At 50.8% G+C, this 20,105-nt stretch carries 17 protein-coding genes and 1 tRNA gene; 16 read left to right on the top strand and 2 right to left on the bottom strand.

Translation table 11 applies throughout. The annotated features are described in order from the left end of the window. Positions 1–54: 54 nt before the first annotated feature. Positions 55–393 (bottom strand): hypothetical protein, encoded by a 339-nt coding sequence (locus tag DWY25_RS16635; RefSeq protein WP_117896182.1) that lies wholly within the window; start codon positions 391–393, stop codon positions 55–57. Positions 394–613: 220 nt separating this feature from the next. Here DWY25_RS16635 and DWY25_RS16630 point away from each other — a divergent pair, with 220 nt between their 5' ends. The 5 genes from DWY25_RS16630 (at position 614) to DWY25_RS16610 (ending at position 4,926) form a co-directional block, all read left to right on the top strand. Continuing rightward, positions 614–1,549, top strand: coding sequence for a hypothetical protein (locus DWY25_RS16630; RefSeq protein ID WP_117896181.1), 936 nt, complete (start codon positions 614–616; stop codon positions 1,547–1,549). Between the two features lie 301 nt (positions 1,550–1,850). Then, positions 1,851–2,660, top strand: coding sequence for a non-homologous end joining protein Ku (gene ku / locus DWY25_RS16625; RefSeq protein ID WP_117896180.1), 810 nt, complete (start codon positions 1,851–1,853; stop codon positions 2,658–2,660). Beyond that, entirely contained in the window at positions 2,657–3,592 is a 936-nt protein-coding gene (gene ligD / locus DWY25_RS16620; RefSeq protein ID WP_117896179.1) for a non-homologous end-joining DNA ligase, read from the top strand. The genes ku and ligD overlap by 4 nt, the downstream gene beginning before the upstream one ends. A gap of 61 nt (positions 3,593–3,653) precedes the next feature. After that, the gene (locus tag DWY25_RS16615) at positions 3,654–4,199 is read left to right on the top strand and encodes a hypothetical protein (RefSeq protein WP_117896178.1); all 546 of its coding nucleotides are present in this window, start codon (positions 3,654–3,656) and stop codon (positions 4,197–4,199) included. A 181-nt stretch (positions 4,200–4,380) separates the two neighbouring features. After that, positions 4,381–4,926 carry a hypothetical protein gene (locus tag DWY25_RS16610; protein ID WP_117896177.1) on the top strand — a complete coding sequence of 182 codons (546 nt, stop codon included), beginning with the start codon at positions 4,381–4,383 and terminating at the stop codon, positions 4,924–4,926. A 119-nt stretch (positions 4,927–5,045) separates the two neighbouring features. Here the strand turns inward: DWY25_RS16610 and DWY25_RS16605 are convergent, their stop codons facing one another. Further along, positions 5,046–5,873: a MurR/RpiR family transcriptional regulator gene (locus tag DWY25_RS16605; RefSeq protein ID WP_117896176.1), complete on the bottom strand. Its 828-nt coding sequence runs from the start codon at positions 5,871–5,873 to the stop codon at positions 5,046–5,048. Between the two features lie 179 nt (positions 5,874–6,052). Here DWY25_RS16605 and DWY25_RS16600 point away from each other — a divergent pair, with 179 nt between their 5' ends. The 11 genes from DWY25_RS16600 to DWY25_RS16550 all read left to right on the top strand — a co-directional run bounded on the left by DWY25_RS16600 (position 6,053) and on the right by DWY25_RS16550 (position 20,094). Next, positions 6,053–6,757 carry a sugar isomerase domain-containing protein gene (locus tag DWY25_RS16600; protein ID WP_117896175.1) on the top strand — a complete coding sequence of 235 codons (705 nt, stop codon included), beginning with the start codon at positions 6,053–6,055 and terminating at the stop codon, positions 6,755–6,757. A gap of 113 nt (positions 6,758–6,870) precedes the next feature. Then, positions 6,871–8,598: a gluzincin family metallopeptidase gene (locus tag DWY25_RS16595; protein WP_220412973.1), complete on the top strand. Its 1,728-nt coding sequence runs from the start codon at positions 6,871–6,873 to the stop codon at positions 8,596–8,598. A gap of 158 nt (positions 8,599–8,756) precedes the next feature. After that, positions 8,757–8,833, top strand: a tRNA-Arg gene (locus DWY25_RS16590). 191 nt (positions 8,834–9,024) lie between these two features. Next, positions 9,025–10,224, top strand: a complete 1,200-nt coding sequence (locus tag DWY25_RS16585) for an ATP-binding protein (protein WP_117896174.1) — start codon at positions 9,025–9,027, stop codon at positions 10,222–10,224. A gap of 541 nt (positions 10,225–10,765) precedes the next feature. Next, entirely contained in the window at positions 10,766–11,584 is an 819-nt protein-coding gene (locus DWY25_RS16580; RefSeq protein WP_181981885.1) for a PRD domain-containing protein, read from the top strand. 78 nt (positions 11,585–11,662) lie between these two features. Next, positions 11,663–13,054, top strand: coding sequence for a PTS transporter subunit EIIC (locus tag DWY25_RS16575; protein ID WP_117896172.1), 1,392 nt, complete (start codon positions 11,663–11,665; stop codon positions 13,052–13,054). Positions 13,055–13,076: 22 nt separating this feature from the next. After that, positions 13,077–14,519, top strand: coding sequence for a M81 family metallopeptidase (locus DWY25_RS16570; protein ID WP_117896171.1), 1,443 nt, complete (start codon positions 13,077–13,079; stop codon positions 14,517–14,519). 78 nt (positions 14,520–14,597) lie between these two features. Further along, positions 14,598–16,043, top strand: coding sequence for a M81 family metallopeptidase (locus DWY25_RS16565; protein ID WP_117896170.1), 1,446 nt, complete (start codon positions 14,598–14,600; stop codon positions 16,041–16,043). A gap of 114 nt (positions 16,044–16,157) precedes the next feature. Beyond that, positions 16,158–17,609: a M81 family metallopeptidase gene (locus DWY25_RS16560; RefSeq protein ID WP_117896169.1), complete on the top strand. Its 1,452-nt coding sequence runs from the start codon at positions 16,158–16,160 to the stop codon at positions 17,607–17,609. Between the two features lie 11 nt (positions 17,610–17,620). Next, positions 17,621–19,084 carry a M81 family metallopeptidase gene (locus DWY25_RS16555; protein ID WP_117896168.1) on the top strand — a complete coding sequence of 488 codons (1,464 nt, stop codon included), beginning with the start codon at positions 17,621–17,623 and terminating at the stop codon, positions 19,082–19,084. Between the two features lie 80 nt (positions 19,085–19,164). Then, positions 19,165–20,094, top strand: coding sequence for an AEC family transporter (locus tag DWY25_RS16550; RefSeq protein ID WP_117896167.1), 930 nt, complete (start codon positions 19,165–19,167; stop codon positions 20,092–20,094). The last annotated feature ends 11 nt before the right edge of the window (positions 20,095–20,105 follow it).

The raw sequence follows: 20,105 nt of genomic DNA, 5'->3' as shown, positions 1-20,105 counted from the left end.
GAATGCTGCCGGACTGAACTCCTTAGCGGGTTGAGATAAGAAATATCTGCAGGATTAATTCAGCTTAGGCATGGATGTCTGCGAGGAATCCGCAGCGTCCGCGGGAACCAGCTGATCAAGAAAATCAGCCGGCATTTTAAAAACCAGGAAAATCAGATCTGCCGGGATTAACGAGAGTATGGCGGCAAAGGACGAAAGGTGGAAAACATAAATCATCAGACTGACGACAACAACCAGATAAAACAAACGAAAGGCATACAGCTGCCGGCGCGTTTTGATCCGTTCGTCCAGCAGCGCATCGCTGCCGGTATAATCCCGGTCGCCCAGGGTGATCACCGGCTGCCGCCGATCGACAAACAACAGATACTGAAAATAAGCTTTAACGCTTTTCATAAAAAGCCTCCTCTTCGGTGTTCTTTCTTTGATTCTAACTGGAAAGATCCGGTAGTTCCACTATAATTAAAGTATAAAGAGATTGACGGCTGAAAACAAGCAAAGTTACAAAATAAGGAAGCAAATACGAACCTGAGAAAATCCTAAAGCGTGGTCATCGCAACAGAGATAAAACAGGCCGTTATCGAAAGGAAAGTGTGAATCCTCAGAGGAGAAGAAAATGAATAAGAAAATGATTGCGGCCGGTTTGGGGTTAGTAGGAATAATTGTCATCGTCACAGTCATTCCCGGTTGGGTAAGATCGAATGAAAATAAGGAAATAAAACCAACACCGACGCCGGAGCTGGAGCGGACGCCTGAAATCAAGGAAGCTGAGCCGACCGCGACTCCATCAGCCCAATCCCGTCCAACCTTTGTTTTTGATGATTTAGAAGTGAATCTTGAAGATGAAAATCAGTTGGAACGGATTTCCATTTCGGATCCGGCCGCGGGTTGTTCGTTGACGGTGACGGATGAAATTCCCTATCCTGATGAACCGGCGTTGATCCACCTGATCGAGCAGCTGGTCAAATCGATCAACGACCGCGACGCCGATTTGGTTAATACCTTATTAGCCCGGGAAGAAGATCAGGTTGAATTTATACCGGCGATGCCGAAAATTCAGGAATATGCGATTCATTATCAAGCCGACGGCATTGTCAAACTTGATTTAACCTGGCTGGATTGCGATCAGCTGTTGTATTCACAATATTGGATCACACTGGCGGAGTCTGACGGGTTAAAGATCGACACGCTGCGGGAAAAGCCGGAATGCAAGAACCAGGCTTCTGTGATGTTGGGCGGAGAATCAGAACTCATCGAAGCCTTTGTGACTGCGCTGACAGAAACAGATTACTTTGATCTCCTGTCGCTTTTTCCAAGAACCACGCCGTGCAGTGAAACCGGCTTCGATTTGTGGGAAAGCGTGAAAATCAAGTCGGCGGAAGTCCTGGAGATCGCCATGGCGGGGAAGGAATCGGCGGCGTTGATCGAGGTAGACACCGAGGATCCGGACTGCACGCAGCTCGCCGCTGGAAAACAGCGTTATTGTCTGGTGATGGAGAAAACCGGGAATTACGTCGCCATTGAAGGCTTCTATCGGATTCTGGAAGAATAAAGTTCATCGTTTTAAGCGAAATCTTTTCTGCGGATTATCAGCGTAAGTTAAGACATGTGAAGCATCCGCTGAGATGGTTGAGTTAAATGAGAAACAAAGCAACGAAGCGGCGGTCCTGCAAAAAGGGCCGCTGTTTTGATGAAAATCAGGATTGGATGCGGGAAAAGAGTGAAAACACCGTACTGTTTTTATGTTTTCGCCTCCCCTTCAGCATCGGTTAGGAATTGGAAGCTCTGCCAACGATCCGCGTAATGATTTAATCTTAAACCATCCATACTATCCCTGAAATGGGGTGATCGCGATGCCGAGCGCGCATAAGGGCGCGATATCGTTTGGTCTGGTGCATATTCCGATTCAGCTGCAGGTAGCAGTGCGGGAGCATGATCTGAGCTTTAATCAGCTGTGTAAGAAAACCGGTGAACGAATCCGCTATAAAAAATTCTGTCCTTCCTGCAATAAGGAAATCAAACAGGATGAAATTGTCAAAGGCTATGAATATGAAAAAGATAAATATGTCATCATCAGCGGCGAGGATTTAGAAAAAATCCAGACAGAGAAGGACAAGACGATCCAAATTTTAAAATTTGTCAAAGAGGCGGAAGTGGATCCGATTTACTTTGAGAAAAACTATTATGCCCAGCCGGATAAGCAAGGACAGAAGGCGTTTGATCTGCTGCGGGAAGCGATGCTTGCAACTAAGAAAGCGGCGGTGGCCCGTACGGTGCTGGGAACTAAGGAAGCGCTGCTGCTGATCCGGGCGGTGGAGGATGGGATGCGCGTAACCTCGCTGTATTTTGAGGATGAGATCGTCACGGCGCCGGCCAAAACCGCAAGCAAGCTGGCCAAGTCGGAAGTTACGATGGCGAAGCAGCTGATCGATCAGCTCAGCGGTCCGTTTGACATTGCGGATTATCACGACGAGTATCAGGAACGGCTGCGCAATTTGATCGAACGGAAAATCCATGGTCAGGAAATCGTGAAGGTGAAGGAAAAACAGAGCGTTCAGGCTGTGGATCTGATGGAAGCTCTGAGCCAGAGCCTGAAGCAGACCACTGCCGGTACGGCCAAGGTCAGGACGACGCGTAAACGGACCGGGAAAAGCTTATCATGAGCGATCTGTTTGATCAGCACGGCTATGCTCCGATGTTGATCGGCCGCAGCGAGGAAGCGTTTGACAGCGAGGACTATCTGTATGAAATCAAATGGGACGGCACCCGCTGCCTGGCCTATTGTTCGGATCATACGGAATTGATCAACAAGCGCGATAAACTGTTGAACGATCAGTTTCCCGAACTGCTGACCCTGCATCGTTGTCTGCCGAAACCCGCGGTCCTGGACGGGGAGATTGTCGTCTTCCATGACGGCAAGCCGGACTTCTACGCGCTGCAGCGCAGGGAAATGCTGCGCAGCGCCTTCCGTATCCATCTGGCGCAGGAAAGCGATCTGGCGACGTTCATCGTCTTCGATATCCTGGAGTATAACGGAAAAGACCTGACCGGACTGCCGTTAGTCAAACGCAAGGAGAAACTAAAAGGTTTTAAGGAAAGTGAAACCGCCGTTTGTTCGCGGGTTTATCTGTATGAAGGGGAAAAGCTGTATGCCTGGACACAGCGGCAAAACCTCGAAGGAATCGTCGCCAAAGAGAAAAACAGTCTGTATCAATGCGGCAGGCGGACAAGCTCCTGGATCAAGATCAAAAATCTGAAGGATGAGGATTTCGCGGTCTGCGGCTACATTCAGAAAGAACGCAATGTGTTAAGTCTGGTGCTGGGGCAATACCAGGGAAAAACGCTTGTGTATAAAGGACATGTCACGCTGGGCGTCAGCGAAGCCTTGTTGAAAAAGAAGCTCCCGGTCACAGCAATATGTCCGTTTCCGGAAACGCCGAAGAATCATGAACATGCCGTCTGGCTGAAACCGAAGCTGGTCTGTACCGTCAAGTATATGGACAAAACATCGGCCGGTTCCCTGCGTCAGCCGGTGCTGAAAGGTTTCCGGGAGGATAAAACAGCGAAAGAATGCAAAATTGACGAATCGGAGTAAATTATCCTTTCTTTAAATAAGAAAAAGAAGTACAATAAGATCAGGAAGGAGACGGATAAGCATGACTGTATTTCAGGTGTTTGATTCCGCAAATCTTGACCGCTGCCGCTTTTATATCGGTATGACGGCGTTTCTGGTCTGTTTCTTCTTCGTTGTGGCGCTGGTGACGCAAAACAGCTTCTGGCTCATCTTGGCAGGAATTTCTGTTTTCAGCTGGCTGGCCGCGATGGCTTTCTGGCTCAGGCAGCGTCAGAAAATCCGGACGTTCCTGCAGGCGCATCCGCTTCATGAACCGTACCGCTGCATCGATACGACGTTCTTCAGTGAACAGGAGATCTTATCGGCCAGTCTGGATAAGCTGACATGCTGCCGGTATGACGAGGTGCTGCAGGCCTACCACAACGATAATCCGTGGGAGAAAACCCGACCGGGCTACAAAGGAATGCATACCGTGAGCGTATCTACGCAGCAGGGGGCGATCCTGATCCGCGTCAGCGACGGGCAGCGGGCGGAGCTGCTGGTGCGCTGGATCAACGGGAAAAAAGCAGGCAACGGCACAGTCCAGCTTGAGGAGCTGGATAACTGGTCGGTCAAGACACGTTTCTGACCGGCCTTTTTTATGGACTGGTAAAGAAGGCTGCCGGTTCTTTCCTCTAAGAAATCGGCGTTTCCAGCTTGGTTCCTTGATAGAGCTTAAAGAAGAGCCCGGTATCAATCAAGCAGGATTGTGCTAGAATGGAACTATCAATCCGGGATAAAAACGGTGAATAGAAAGCGAGGTTAATCCTTTGAAAAAAATCGCAATCGGACTGCTCGGCCTGAGTCTGGTACTGACACTAGGCGGCTGTGGGCAGAAAAAGCCGGAGGTGCCTGCATCGACACCGGAAGCAGAGGGGGAAGTCAAAGAGGAATTGACGGTTTACACCTTCGAGGACAGCGGCGTAAAATTTACGCTGGAAGTTCCAAAAACCTGGGAAAGAATAGAGCTGCTCGGCTATGAAGGCGATGAGGAACGAGAAGGCAGTCCCACGGTCGGCGTCCGTTATCCGTTCGATACGGAAGAAAATCAGATGTTCGCCGTGATGGCTGCCCTGTATTCACCTTTTTCCGTCGATGAAACGATGTTTGAAACGACGCCGTATCAAACCGCCAGCGGCCTGACCGGGGTCCGCTGCCTCCGTGAGACTGACGGGGAACGAATGGAGTATTATATCTTTGGCGGGGAGGATGCAGAGCTTCCTCAGTTGTTCGCGGTCGTCATCATGAGCAGCGAAACGTATGCCGCACATGAAGCTGAGATCGAAGCAGCGGTGAAATCACTGAAGTTCGAATGAGCCTGAAGAAGTCATAATAAAAGCAGCGGTCTGAGGCAATCCTCAGAAACCGCTGTTTTCAATTTCTCTGTATTTGTTGTGGAGGCAAGCGCCGGAAAGCCGGAACGTGTATCGTTGAATTATAGCTTGCGGTCAGAAAGCAGCTCCGCCCGTTCAATCATCTTGCTGAACTTATTGAAATTACTCTTCATGATATTCAGATACAGCGCGTCGATCAGATACAGCTGGGAACAGCGCATCGTTGTGACGTTCAGGCGGGTTTCGGTTTCAAAAGAAACGGTCTTTAAGATCAGATCCGCGAAGCTGTGCAGCGTGTTCTTCGACATCCGCGTCATCGCGATGATCGGCATGTCATGTTCCTTGGCGATCGAAGCGGCCTTGATAACCTCGCGGGTTTCCCCGGATTCCGAGATCAGAAACAGGACGGTATCCTTTTTCGACTGATCGATCAGCGAGTAGATCGTGTGCGGCGTCTGGCTCGTCACGCATAACAATCCCATCTTGACCAGCTGATTGGCAAGATATTCGCAGAATAAGTTAGAACTTCCGATGCCGAACAAAATAATCTTTTTCGCGCTTGTCAGCATTTCACACGCCTGCTGGATCGTTTCCTCTTTGTTGTTCTCAAACGTCACCTCGATGATATCGTGATACTGCGCGATGATTTTGCGGTTGGTATCGTTCATCGATTCGTTGACCTGAATTTCTTCCCGTACCAGATCCTGCCGCGGGATCGCCGACAGATCCGCCAACAGTTCCCGGAAGCTGTTGTAGCCGAGCTTCTGCGAGAAGCGGATGATCGTGGACTGACCGATATGCGTATTGACGGCCAGCTGATGGGACGTAATCGTCCGGATTTCATCGATATGGTCAAGGATGTAATCAGCGACGAGTTTCTCGGATTGTGTTAAATCCTGATAAACAGCTTTTAATTTAGCTTTAAACATGGGCGTTCCCCCTCTAGTCTTATGATTTAATTATACAGAAATAAAACAATAACTACAAATAAGTTAATCAAAAAACAACTGGAATGCTTGACAGATCCAGCGGAATGCAGTAATCTATGGGTAAATAATCCAAATAAAACCGCGAATTGTTTGGATAAAATACCCAAGGAGGAAGAAAGATGGAGAACAAGGTTTACGATGTCGTCGAGGGTCTTATTCAGAAACTGAAAACCACACAGGAAGAAAATGTGGAAAAAACAGCCCGGCTGTTTGCGGATGCGCTGAAAAACGGCGGTATGCTGCAGGCATTCGGATCCGGACATTCTCAAGCCGGGGCCAGCGAGCTGTGCTTCAGAGCCGGCGGATTTATCCCGACCAAGCAGATCAAAGAACCAGCCAGCGGCGCTTATGAAGGAATCGAAGGCGTCGGCACTTCCTTCATGAAGAAAGTTGACGTTCGTCCTAATGACGTCGTCGTTCTGATTTCCAATTCCGGACGCAATCCGCTGCCGGTAGAAATCGCTCTGGCCGCGCATGAAAAGGGCGCGAAGGTCGTTGCGATCACTTCGCTGGAAGCCTCGAAAAACCTGACGCCAAAGCATTCCTGCGGCAAGAACCTGTGGCAGCTGGCGGATGTCGTCATCGACAACTGCGTCATGGATGGGGACGCTTCGATCGACGTTGAAGGCCTGGACACCCGGATCTGCGGCATGTCCGCGATCACCACGGCGATTCTGATTCAGGCCTGTGTCTACCGCACAGCGCAGATGCTGCTGGAAGAAGGCATCGTTCCGCCAGTCTTCAAATCTCAGAACATCGACGGCGGCCCGGAATACAACGATCGTCTGTTAGTGCAGTATTTCGACCGCATGTATCACATGTAATTCAAAACCAGAACAGACTAAAGGGGAATTCGAGTGCAGAATTCCTCTTTTCATATTATAATGAAGATACTTATTCTCGTTGCCGATAACGGCAGGGAGGTAGAAAGGGAAATATGAAGAAAGAAAAATTTTCGATGAGCAGGTTTATGCTTGCGCTGTTGGCGGCCTTCAGCCTGCTGCTCAGCGGCTGCGGATCTACGCCGGCGCCTTCCGCAACGCCGACACCGTGGGTGGAAGCCGTTTCGGTCGAGCATCAGCCGCATCCGTTTGGCGACATGGAGTATGCCCGGCCGGATCTGGAGGGATTGGATCAGAAGATCGCCGATTGTCAGGCGATGGCCGCGGAAGCGGACAAGGAGAGCGAACTGCTGGCCTTGTATGATGAGATTCTGGAGGATATCCGGCATTTAGATACGATGGATTCCTTGGCTACGATTCACTACAACCTTGATACAACCGATGCCTTCTATGAAGAAGAAATGACAACGCTGGATAACTATTATACGCGTCTGGACAACAGGATGAACGAGCTGACCGGCATGATTCTGGAATCCAGCTATCAGGAAGCCGCAAAAGCAGCCTGGGGCGAAGAGTTTATCGAACGATATGAGATCAATTCCAAGCTGAATTCGCCGGAGATTGAAGAACTGAGCGAACAGGAAAACGATCTGGTCACGCAGTACACAAAGCTGCTGGCTTCTGAATACACCACGGAGCTGAATGGTCAGACCGTTACAATCGACGATCTGGACCTGACCACGGATGAGGGAATTCAGGCATACAACGAGATTTATGAAAAGAAGAACGCGGAACTGGGCGGCATCTATCTGCAGCTGCGCGACCTGCGTATTCAGATCGCTGAAAAGTTGGGCTATGATAACTATACGGATTATGCCTATGATGTCTTAGGCCGCGATTATACGCCGGAAGACGCGCACAATTTCAGCGAGAAAGTCAGAACGGAAATGCTGCCGGCGTTTGGTCAGATGATTAACAATCATTATGATGAACTGGTGAATGCGATCAACGGCATGCAGGCGGGCGACGGCGATCTGGAAGCGGCGCTGCCGATCCTGAAAACGGCGCTGCAGAAAGAATTTCCAAGCAAGATGAGCGAAGCTCTGGATTATATGCAGAGCAATAAACTGTATGATTTCAGTGCGGAACCGAATAAAATGCACGCCGGCTATACGACGATTCTTAATGAATATTCCGCGCCGTTCATGTTTATCAATTCCTCGGATTATCGTCAGCCGGACACGGTTATCCATGAATTCGGGCATTACTACAACTTCTATCTGATGCCGGAGTTGAAGTGGAATGATAACAACAATCTGGATGCTGCGGAAATTCACTCGCAGGCGCTGGAACTGTTGATGCAGCCGTATTATGATCAGTTCTTCGGTGCGGATCAGGCGGAAGGCCAGAAGATCTATTCGATTTACAGCATAATCAGCAACATTCTGCAGGGCTGTGCGGAAGATGAATTCCAGCAGGCCGTTTTCGCGAATCCGGATCTGACGCTGGAAGAAGTCAACGAACTGCATTCTGAGATTTTCTATCAGTTTACCGGCAGTGAACTGTATTATGAATGGGTAGAAATCCATCACCATTTTGAAACGCCGTTCTATTATGTCAGCTATGCGACCTCGGCGATTTCCGCTCTGGAAATCTGGGCGCAGAGTCTGGATGATCGGAATCAGGCGTTGTCCACCTATAACCAGATCACCCAGTTCACAACGAATTTCAAATACCGCGATGCTCTGACCAGCAGCGGATTGAAGGATCCATTCACGTCGGATTGTGTCAGCGAGATTGCTGAAAAGGTCAAAGGTCTGTAAAATAGGAACAAGCGAAGCAGGGGAAATTCTGCTTCATTTTTAGGTCAGGAAGCAGTGAAGGTTTAAAATAGGACTGGAAAAGCGGAGGGGAGTCCGCTATAATAAGACATGCATTAGCGCTGAGGATAAGGAGTCGTTAGCGTCGAATGCCATGTCCTGTTTCCGTAGCTCAGCTGGATAGAGCACCGCCCTCCTAAGGCGGGTGTCGGGCGTTCGAATCGCCTCGGGAACACCAATCTATGAACGACCGGAAGTCTTGTCAGGATTTCCGGTTTTTTTTGGCTACGGAAGCTTAATTGAAAATAAATTCGTTTTAAGATCAAAAAGTTCGAATTTTATTAAAATTTTTACGGATTTTCAGTAAAAACTATTTACTGAAACATAGTTTTTTGGCTATACTATTCGTGATAAACAGGGGGCGAGATGATGATTATAAGATCGCAGTATATGAAACTGCTGAAAACCTACCGTGATGTACCGCTTGTAAAAATACTGGCCGGCATCCGACGCTGCGGAAAATCCACTATTTTAGAAATGCTGCGGGATGACCTGCAGAAAAACGGCGTTGCCGCAGATCACATTATCAGCATGTGTTATACCTCGGAGGATTTTGACGACGGTATGACGGATAAAAATATGTATGAAGGCATCAAGACGCAGATGAATAGCGGCGGTCGATATTACCTTCTTCTTGATGAAGTGCAGGAAATCGACGGTTGGGAAAAAGCGGTGAACAGTCTGCTTGAAAATACCGACACCGATATTTATGTAACCGGCTCCAATTCGAAATTGATGTCCAGCGAAATTTCAACTTATCTGACTGGGCGATATATTTCTATTCCGGTTTATACCTTGTCTTTTGCAGAGTACTTGGAGTTTAAAAAACAAAGCGGTCTTTCAACGAGAGAACTTTTGAATGAATATATCCGGTTGGGTGGTTTCCCCATTGTTGCACTCAGCAGCTTTGACGAGCGTGCTGCTTATCAGATCGTAGAGGGCATTTATAACTCTGTCATAACAAGCGATATTACAAAACGGCACAATATAGCGAATTTTGATTTGTTCAACCGTGTTGTTCGCTTTATTGTTGAAAATGTAGGAAAAACCTTTTCTGCGAATGCAATCGTGAAGTTTCTGAAAAGCGAAGGTCGTTCCCTGTCTGTTGAAGCGGTTTACAACTATCTGAATTGGCTGGAAAAGGCTTTTGTAATTTATCGCTGCCAGAGATACGATTTACAAGGAAAATCTGTACTGAAAACGCAGGTGAAGTTTTATCTTGCCGATTCTTCTCTCAAATACTGCATCATGGGCTTTAACCCCAAGTCTATTGCAGCCATGCTCGAAAACATCGTTTACTTTGAACTACGGCGAAAAGGCTACGATGTTTATATTGGCAAAAATGAAACAAAAGAGATCAATTTCGTAGCGGTACGTCGTGATGAACGGATTTACGTTCAGGTGTGCCGCAGACTGCCGGAGGAATCTGATCGGGAGGTTGCCAATCTCCTTGAAATTAAAGACCACTACCCAAAATATGTGGTAACGCTGGACGAACTGGCTGCCGGAAATATCAACGGTGTTAAAATTGTGCATTTGGCGGATTTTTTACTTGAGGATGAATATTAAAAATTAAAAAGGATGTGACAAGACTGACAGAAAACAAGTATCACTTTCAACAATGACCACCGCCAGACAGCATTGTTTGAATGCCTAGGAGGAAGCAACAGACGATGTGTTCAATAATTCTGACATTCGAAATATAGCGGATTCGGATACCTATCGTGGTGGAAAGTTTGACTGATGCTTCGCTGTTTCCGGGAATACCGTAAAGTGAAGGGAAAAGGGTACATGTTGCGGTCTTAAAGGGAAATCCGGCATGAAATTAAAATTTCCGTTGGTCATTGACAACGCTTACATCCTCTGCTAGAATATGTTCAACAAGTAAATATTGGGACTGTCACTCTTTCGAGGCATAACCTAAAATAAGCGATTATTTTGTGTGTGCCGAGGAAGAGTTTTTTTGTTGTTCCGCCAGAAATTCACCTCATCCAAAAGCCATGAAAATGGCCCGGAATTGAAATGCAATTTACGCTTCAACGATCACGACAAGGCAAACCAACTGCGGGGTCAACCCCAATTCGAGGATGACAGAAAAGGGTAAATGAAGATGAAAATTATCAGAAAAATCAATAACAACTACGCGTTAGCCCGGAAAGAAGACGGCGAGGTCGTCGTGGTCGCCGGCCGGGGCATCGGCTTTGGCGCCATTCCGCGGTATGTAACCGATAAGTCGCAGGTTGAAAAAATCTACAGCGGCGTCGACCGGAATACGATCGAACAGATGGGCGAGATGCCGGAGAATATCCTCAAGCTGTCGGAACAGATCGTAGCTTACGCGAAGAAACATCTGACGAAAAAATTTTCCAAGAATTTCGTATTCACGCTGGCTGATCATATCGAATTCACAATTGAACGCGTCGGTCAGAATATGATCTTCGATTTCAAAGGCTATACCGATTTCAAATACTTATATCCGCGGGAAGTGGAAATTTCCAACTACGCGATGAAAAGGATCGAGGAAGAATTACATATCAAGCTCCCGCCGTCGGAGCTGGGCGGCTTCGTCATGAATATCGTCAATTCCGAAGTGAAGCCTGCCGGCAATGATGAAGACGTGAACTTCTCACCGCTGATCAGCCAGATCACCGCGATCATTGAAAAACATTTTAAGCTGGAGATCAACCGCGATTCGTTTAACTATTCCCGCTTCGCAACGCACATGATCTATTTGTTAAGGCGTTTGAAGGAAGGTCAAAAGACGACGGATGATAACCGCCGGATCTACGCGAAGCTGTTGGAGGAATATCCCGACACCTATCAATGCGTGGATGAAATCGCCCGGTTTCTGGAAGAAAACATTCAGTCCAAGCTCGATGAAAACGAAATGCTTTATCTGATTCTGCACGTCAATCGGCTTTGTTCCTAGCCGCGCAGCCAAGGTCATCAACAGAATAAGAGCGCGCCTTATTCGTGTTATGAAATAAATCTAAAGGAGGATTTAGAGATGGGAAAATATGCTGAATTTTCTCAAAAGGTTTTAGAAAACGTCGGGGGATTGGACAACATTACGTTCGTTGCCCATTGTGCCACAAGATTACGGATCAGTTATGCGGACGGCAGTAAAATCAACGAAGCCGCGATTAAGGCGCTCCCGGAATGTGCGGGGATTGTTAAGAAAGCTAATCAGCTTCAGATTATTATCGGTCCCCAGGTCCCGGATGCATACTACGATTTCTTAGAGGTTTCCGGATGGAAGGAAGGCATGAATGAAAATGCCGTCAATGTTCCAAAGGAGAAAAAGTCGATTCTTGATTTGATCGCCGATTTCTTCCCGCCGATCTTCATGCCGATTATGCCGGCCCTGGTCGTCGGCGGTATGGTGCTGGCCATCCGCACGCTCTGCGTCAACTACTTCGGGCTGGATGTTTCCAGCGGCACGGCTCAGCTGTTAACCTGCTTCTTCAACGCCGGTTTTGAATTCCTGCCGATTTACATCGGCTATTCCTATGCGCAGAAATTGAAATTGCAGCCGATTCTGGGAATGTTCCTGGGCGGCTGTCTGGTCTGCTCGCGGTATCAGAGCGGCGTCGTCACAGATTTCTTAGGCATTCCGATCGAACAGGTCAGCTACGGCTCAACGATCATCCCGGTTATTTTAGGTACGACGCTGATTTACTTCCTCGATAAATATCTGAAGAAAATCATCCCGAATGCCGTCATTTACTTCGTCAAACCGGTGGTCACAATGCTGATCGTCGTTCCGGTTACCTTCTTATGGCTCGGCCCGTTAGGCACCTGGTTAAGCACCTACATCGGTTATTTCGTCACCTTCTTAATGGATACGCTGGGCGTCTTCGCGCTGCCGATTCTGTGTGCGTTATGTCCGTACTTCGTCATGTTCGGTGTTGACAAAGCATTATCGCCGCTGGGCATCGAGCTGTTAGCGACGCTGGGCTACAACAACATCACCGCGCCGCAGAACTTCATTTCCAACATCGGCGTCGGCGCCGTCGCGCTGGCGATCGCGTATTCCGCGGTTGTCCGCAAGGATAAAGTCAAGCGCGGCATGATCGTATCCACGGCCATTACCGCTCTGTGCGGTGTGACTGAGCCGGCCTTCTACGGTTCCCTGATTTCCTTCAAGGAAGCGCTGATGGGTCATGCGATCGGCACGGTGATCGGCGGATTCGTCGGCGCACTGTTCGGTTTAAGAACATACATCTCCGCTTCCTGCCCAGGTTTCCTGACCTTCCTGTCGTTTATCAATCCGGAAACCGGAAGTCTGCAGATGGTATGGTACGCCGCGATTACGGCGGCAGTGACCGTGGCCGCCTGCTTCATTGCCACCTCAATTTTGATCAAGCGTTCGGAAAGTAAAAAAGCGATCGCCGGATAAGGTGAGAAAAGGAGGAAAATGCATGAAAGTATTCGTCGGATTGTTCAATGCAGAATGCAACGCGAACATGCCGGTAAAAAGTGATTTGAGCACGTTTGATCTGGCTTTTGGGGATCAGGCGGTCGAAAAACTGTATATCAAAGAGATTTTCGATCAAGCCGGAGCTGAGATCCTGTCCGCGGTGTATGCCAACGCCGGCGCGACCGGGATTGTGGAAAAAGACGCATTTGAGGCGATTGAAAACAGCTTTTTGACAGCGATCCGGAAACATCTGCATGAGCTGGACGGTATTTATCTGCATCTGCACGGGGCCAGTTATGTCGAAGAAATCGGCAGCGGCGATCATCATCTGTTGAAAGCGATCCGCGCGCTGACCGGTCCCTATCTGCCGATTGCGGTTTCGTGTGATCCGCATGGCAATCTGACGCGGGAGTATGTGGAAGCAATTCAGATTCTGCGCAGTTTCCGTCAGTCGCCGCATACCGACAGTGTCGACACCTACCGGAAAGTATCAGGAATGTTGTGTCAGTTCATCCAGAACCGCCAGTCTATCCATGCGGTTTACCGCAAGCTGCCGTTAATTTTAGGCGGCGAACAGTCGGTGTCGGCGGATGAGCCGGTGCTTTCGATTAACCGCTATCTGGATGAGCTGGAACAGGATCCGCGGATCTTAAGCGCCTCCTGGCATGTCGGCTATTTGCGTCATGACTGCCCGGAAGCCGGCTGCGGCATCGTTGTTGTACCGCAGACCGAAGCCGATCAGGCGTATACGGAAACGGTTGCCGACCAGCTGGCGGAGTATGTCTGGCACCGCCGGCATGAATTCCACTACACCGGTCTGACGGCGGAGCCGGAAGCCGCGCTGCGGATGGCGCTGGACTTTGAAGGCAAACCGGCTGTGATCACCGATTCCGGCGATAACATGACCTCCGGGGCTGCGGGCTGGAACACGTCGATCCTCAGACAATGTCTGGCGCTGCCGGATTTGAAGAAAACATTCCTGTTCGCTCCGATCGTCGACCCCCAGGCGTTTGCCCGGCTGAAAGAACAGGCCGTCGGCCAGACTGTCGCGATCGAATTGGGAACCGGCCGGGATGCGTTGTCGGAAAGCGTGAGCCTGAACGTCACCCTTCGTCAGTTCAATCAAATTTGCAAATTTACCAACGGTGTCTATGAACGGGAAATGACGGAGTGTGCCCTTGTGCATATCGAAGGCACACCGATCGACGTGCTGATCAGCAATCTGTCCTACGCCGTGATCAACAAGCACCAGCTGGAACATCTGGGGCTGGATTGGCGTCAGTATGATGTCACGGTTTTGAAGCAGGGCTATATCTTCCCGGATTTCAAAGCTGAAGCGCAGTTTTATGTGATGTCGCTGACCGACGGCGCAACGCCGCAGGACACAAAACATATTCCGTTTAAATTGATTCAGCGGCCGATGTATCCGATCGATGAAATTTAGCGAATGAGAAAGGCGGCGGTGAATTTCATTCCTGCCGCTCTTTCTGAATCTGTCACAATAATGGAAAAGGAGTCCTTTATGAAAATTTTAGTCGGTGAATTTGTTTCCGAAACCAACGAGAATATCCCTCAGCTCTGCCGGATTGACAACTATGTGATTGCCTTTGACGACCAGTGCATTCAGAATCTGGACGTAAGCGAGGTGTACGAAGCGGAAAACGCTGAGATGATTCCGACGATTTACGCCAACGGCGCCAGCGGGGGACTGATCACACGCGAAACCTTTGATTATATTGAAACGTCGCTGCTGAATGAAGTCCGAAAACATCTTCATGAGATCGACGGGATTTTCCTGATGCTTCATGGCGCCAGTAAAGTCGAGGGCCTCGGCAGCGGTGATCATCACATCATCCAGGAGGTCCGCAAGCTGACCGGCCCGTATCTGCCGATCGCGGTGGCCTGCGATCCGCATGGCAATCTGACGCAGGAATACGTTGAAGCCCTGCAGATCCTGCGCAGTTACCGCCAGTCGCCGCATACTGACGCCAACGAAACGCTGCGCATCGTGTCCAAAATGTTGATCAACTTGATCCGTTCGCGGCAGAACATTCATGCCGTTTACCGCAAGCTGCCGTTGATTTTAGGCGGCGAGCAGTCGGTCTCCACGGACGAGCCGGTGCTCTCGATCAACCGCTATATGGATGAGCTGGAACAGGATCCGCGGATCATGAGCGCTTCCTGGCATGTCGGTTATCTGCGCCATGACTGCCCGGAAGCCGGCTGCGGCATCGTCGTTGTTCCGCAGACCGAAGCCGATCAGGAATATGCGGAAACGATTGCCGATCAGCTGGCGGAGTACGTTTGGCAGCGCCGGCATGAATTCCACTACACCGGCCTGACGGCGGAGCCGGAAACCGCGCTGCGGATGGCGCTGGACTTTGAAGGCAAACCGGTTGTGATCACCGATTCCGGCGATAATACAACCTCCGGAGCGACCGGCTGGAACACGTTTGTGCTACGGCAGGTGCTGGCGGAAAAAGACTTGAAGAAGTCAGTGCTGTTCGCTACGATCTGCGATCCGAAGACCTTCCATCAGCTTCAGAAGCTCGCTGTCGGCGAAGCCGCGTCGATCCGCCTGGGGATGGACTACGACGCGCTGTCTCAAGCCGTGGCGCTGGATGTCGTCGTTAAAGCAAAAGGGCCGATCACTGGATTTATGATGCACAACATTCCCGGTGCCGTCTATGGCGAAACGATCAGCGTCGCCGTTAAGGATAAACCGATCACCATCATGATTGCTACGACCCGCTACGCGATCTGCGAAATCCATCAGTTTACTGACGCCGGGCTGAATTTTGACGATTATGACGTGATCGTCGTCAAGCAGGGCTATATCTTCCCGGAACTCAAAGCGGCCGCTCAATTCTATGTGATGTCGCTGACCGACGGGGCGACGCTGCAGGATACGCGCCGGCTGACTTATAAGCAGATTCTGCGGCCGATGTATCCGATCGACGAGATCTGAGCGGTTAACTTCCATTCCCCTTTTGAAAAGGAGAGGATAAACATCCGCCGGGTCTGCCGCTATCTTGGGGGAAGATCCGGCGGGACTCTTAAATTAGAAGACATGAGGTGAATTATGAAAGTCTTGATCGGGCATTTTACGACGGAAGCCAACGCGCATATACCGATGAAAAACAACCTGTCGAATTATGAACTGGCTTTCGGCGACGAGGTGATCGAACGGATGAAGGTGCGGGATGTATTTGAACAGGCCGGCATCGAGATCATTCCGGCGGTTTATGCCGGCGGCGGTCCTTCCGGCGTGATTGAAAAGGAAACGTTTCTGACGATTGAAAATCTGTTTCTGGACGCGGTAAAAAAGCATCTTCATGAAATCGACGGTCTCTATCTGTGGCTGCATGGAGCCAGCTATGTCGAGGAGCTGGGCAGCGGTGATTTTCACATCATTCAGAAAATCCGCGAGCTGACCGGGCCGTATCTGCCAATCGCGGTATCCTGTGATCCGCATGGCAATCTGACGGAAGCCTATGTGCATTCGCTGCAGATTCTGCGCAGCTTCCGCGAGTCGCCGCACACCGACATGGTACAGACTTACCGCCGGGTGGCCTCGATGTTATGCGAGCTTCTTTATGACCGGCAGCCTATCCATCCCGCTTACCGCAAGCTGCCGTTGATTTTAGGCGGCGAGCAGTCGGTGTCCGCGGATGAGCCAGTGCGCTCGATCAACCGATATCTGGATGAGCTGGAACAGGATCCGCGAATCCGCAGCGCATCCTGGCATGTCGGTTATCTGCGCCATGATTGTCCGGAAGCGGGATGCGGCGTGGTCGTCGTTCCACAGACGGAAGCCGATCAGGAATATGCGGAAACGATCGCCGATCAGCTGGCAGAATACGTCTGGCAGCGCCGGCATGAATTCCATTACACCGGCTTGACCGCGGAGCCGGACGCCGCTTTGCGCATGGCGCTGGATTTTGAAGGCAAACCGTTTGTGATCACCGACTCCGGCGACAACACGACCTCCGGAGCGACCGGTTGGAACACATTTTTACTGCGGCAGGTTCTGAGCCTTCCAAAATTGGAAAAAAGCGTGCTGTTTGCCGGAATCTGCGACCCGAAAACATGCGCCGTGCTGCAGAAAAAGGCTGTGGGCGAAATCGTACAGGTGCAGTTGGGGATGGGCGCGGACGAACTCTCTGCGCCGGTTTCCTTCACCGCTGAGGTCAAAGCCCAGGGCGATGTGATTCGCGTCGCGGCGCTGGGGCAGGCTGAATTTACGGTCATGGGCCGCTGCGTCAGCCTGAAACTGACAGATCGTCCCGTTACGGTGATCGTCACTGATCATCGCCAGGCGTATTGCCATGCGGTTCAATTTGAACAGGCAGGGATTGCCGACTGGACCCGCTTTGCGGTTACCGTCGTCAAGCAAGGCTACATCTTCCCGGAACTTAAAGCTGCAGCCCAAGGCTATGTGATGGCGCTGACGGACGGGGCGACGCCGCAGGATACCCGGCATATTCCATTCAAATTAATTCAACGGCCGATGTTTCCGATCGACGCGCTGTAAGGAGGTCTTTTATGAAAATCTTAATCGGTTTTTTCGCAACCGAAGTGAATGAGCATATCCCCTGCATGACGGATTTATCCAGCTATGATCTGGTTTTCGGCGAAGCGATCGCCCAGCGGATGCAGCTGGAGGAAACGCTGGCACGGGAAGGCGCCGAGATGATTCCGTCGGTGTACGCGAAATCCTCGCCGAACGGGATCATCGAAGCTGCCGCGTTTCAGGCGATCGAAAACAGTTTGTTGAGCGCCGTCAGGAAGCATCTCAGTGAGATCGACGGGATTTATCTGCATCTGCATGGGGCCAGCTATGTTGAAGGGATCGGCAGCGGCGATTTCCACATCCTGAAGGAAGTCCGCAGACTGACCGGCCCGTATCTGCCGATCGCGGTGTCCTGCGATCCGCATGGCAACCTGAATCAGGACTATGTCGATTCCATGCAGATTCTGCGCAGCTATCGCCAATCGCCGCACACCGACATGATCGCCACCTGGCAGAAAACATTGACGCTCTTATGCGCACTGGTGCGCGAGCGCCAGACCCTTCATCCGGCTTACCGCAAGCTGCCGCTAATCCTGGGTGGGGAACAGAGCGTTTCGGCGGATGAGCCGGTGCGTTCGATCAACGCCTACATGGACGAATTGGAGCAGGATCCGCGGATCATGAGCGCTTCGTGGCATGTCGGCTACCTGCGCCACGATTGTCCGGAAGCCGGCTGCGGCGTAGTCGTTGTGCCTCGGACAGCGGCGGATCAGGCGTATGCCGAACAAGCCTGCGGAAAATTGGCGCAGTTTGTCTGGCAGCGCCGGCATGAATTTCATTATACCGGGGTGACAGCTCCGCCAGATCAAGCGCTGGAAATGGCGCTGGCGTTTGCGGGCAAACCATTTGTGATCACCGATTCCGGCGATAATACGACCTCCGGGGCAACCGGCTGGAATACGTTTGTGCTGCGTCAGTTTCTGAACATTGAATCCTTGAATAAACGTGTGCTGTTTGCCTCGATTGTCGATCCGAATTGTGTCCGGGCGTTATTCAATCAGGCGTTGGGAACACGGAAGACAATCCCGTTGGGAATGAATGCGGATGCCTTGTCGCAGGCAGTGACGCTGGACGTCGAGCTGATCGCAAAAGGCCAGGTTGTGCGGACGCTGTCGTTTGCCACGGGCGAAGATGGGATTGCGGCGAAAGCCGGCGACTGCGTGCTGGTGCGGCTGAGGAACCATCCGATCGACATCATCATCGCCAACCACAAGCTCAGCTATTTCAAAACGGTTCAGTATGAACACGCGGGGATCGCGGACTGGACGCAATACGATATCGTGGTCGTCAAGCAGGGATATATTTTTCCGGAACTCAAGGCTGCGGCGCAGGGGTATGTGATGTCGCTGACTGACGGCGCGACACCGCAGGATACCCGGCATATTCCGTTTAAGCTTGTGCGCCGGCCGATGTTTCCGCTTGACGATATGGATTAAAGAACGCAGTATTCACCGGAGATCTGCCTGTCTGGCCGCCGGGGGACGCCGCGGGTGAATGCTGGAAAGCAAGGGGGATTATGACAACGATTTTAATCAATACGCAGCTCACGATCGTGACGTATCTGATTGTCGGTTTCCTGTTATCGAAGACCGGCCTGATCGATGAGCATGCGCAGCTGTTTATCTCAAATCTGACGATCAACGTCCTGCTTCCCGCCAGCGTGTTTACATCTTTCTTAAGCGGGATGTCGATGGATCTGTTGCTTTCGCTGGGTACGATTTTAATCCTGGCGGTCGGACTGGAAGTGTTTTTGAGCCTTGCCAGCAAGACAGGAGGATCGCGGCGGTTTACGCCGGGGCAGGCCTGCGTCGCTCATTACGGCTATCTTGTCAGCAACGGCGGCCTGATCGGTACGCCGGTAATCGAATCGTTGTTCGGCGCCGTCGGGGTGATGTGCTGCAACGTCTTTATGATCCCGACCCGGATTCTGGCGTTCAGCGCGGGCGAGAGTATTTTTAATCCTTCGCTGAAACGGACACCGCAGGCTGTCCTGCGCTCGGTGGCGACCAATAAAATCATCGACGTCATGGCGCTGGGACTCGTGATGATTTATTTCAACCTGTCGCTGCCCGCGCCGATTTTAACGGCGCTGCAGAAGATCGGCGGCTGTCTTGCGCCGTTTTCGCTGATTCTGGTCGGCAGTCTGCTCGCCCAGCGCGTGAAGCTGACCGCGCCGATGATCAAAAATGTCGCGCAAATTACATTGATTCGTCTGCTTGTGATTCCGCTGGCCGCGCTGGGTGTTTGTCTGGCGCTGCGGCTGGATTTCCAGACGACGGCCGTGATCACGCTGTTAATGGGCATGCCGGTGGGCAGCTCCTGTGCCAGCTTCGCGAAGAAGTACCGCGGCGATGAAACGTTCGCCTCGGCAGTCGTGTTGACTTCGACGCTGTTGTCCACGGTGACGCTGGTTCTATTGATGAAGCTGATCGAGCTGGCATTTTGACCGGGGATGAA

The sequence above is a fragment of the Holdemania filiformis genome, from assembly GCF_003459085.1.
GTDB lineage: Bacteria > Bacillota_I > Bacilli_A > Erysipelotrichales > Erysipelotrichaceae > Holdemania > Holdemania filiformis.
The sequence above is the reverse complement of the archived record's forward strand: the minus strand, read 5'-3'. Positions and strand labels throughout refer to the sequence as shown.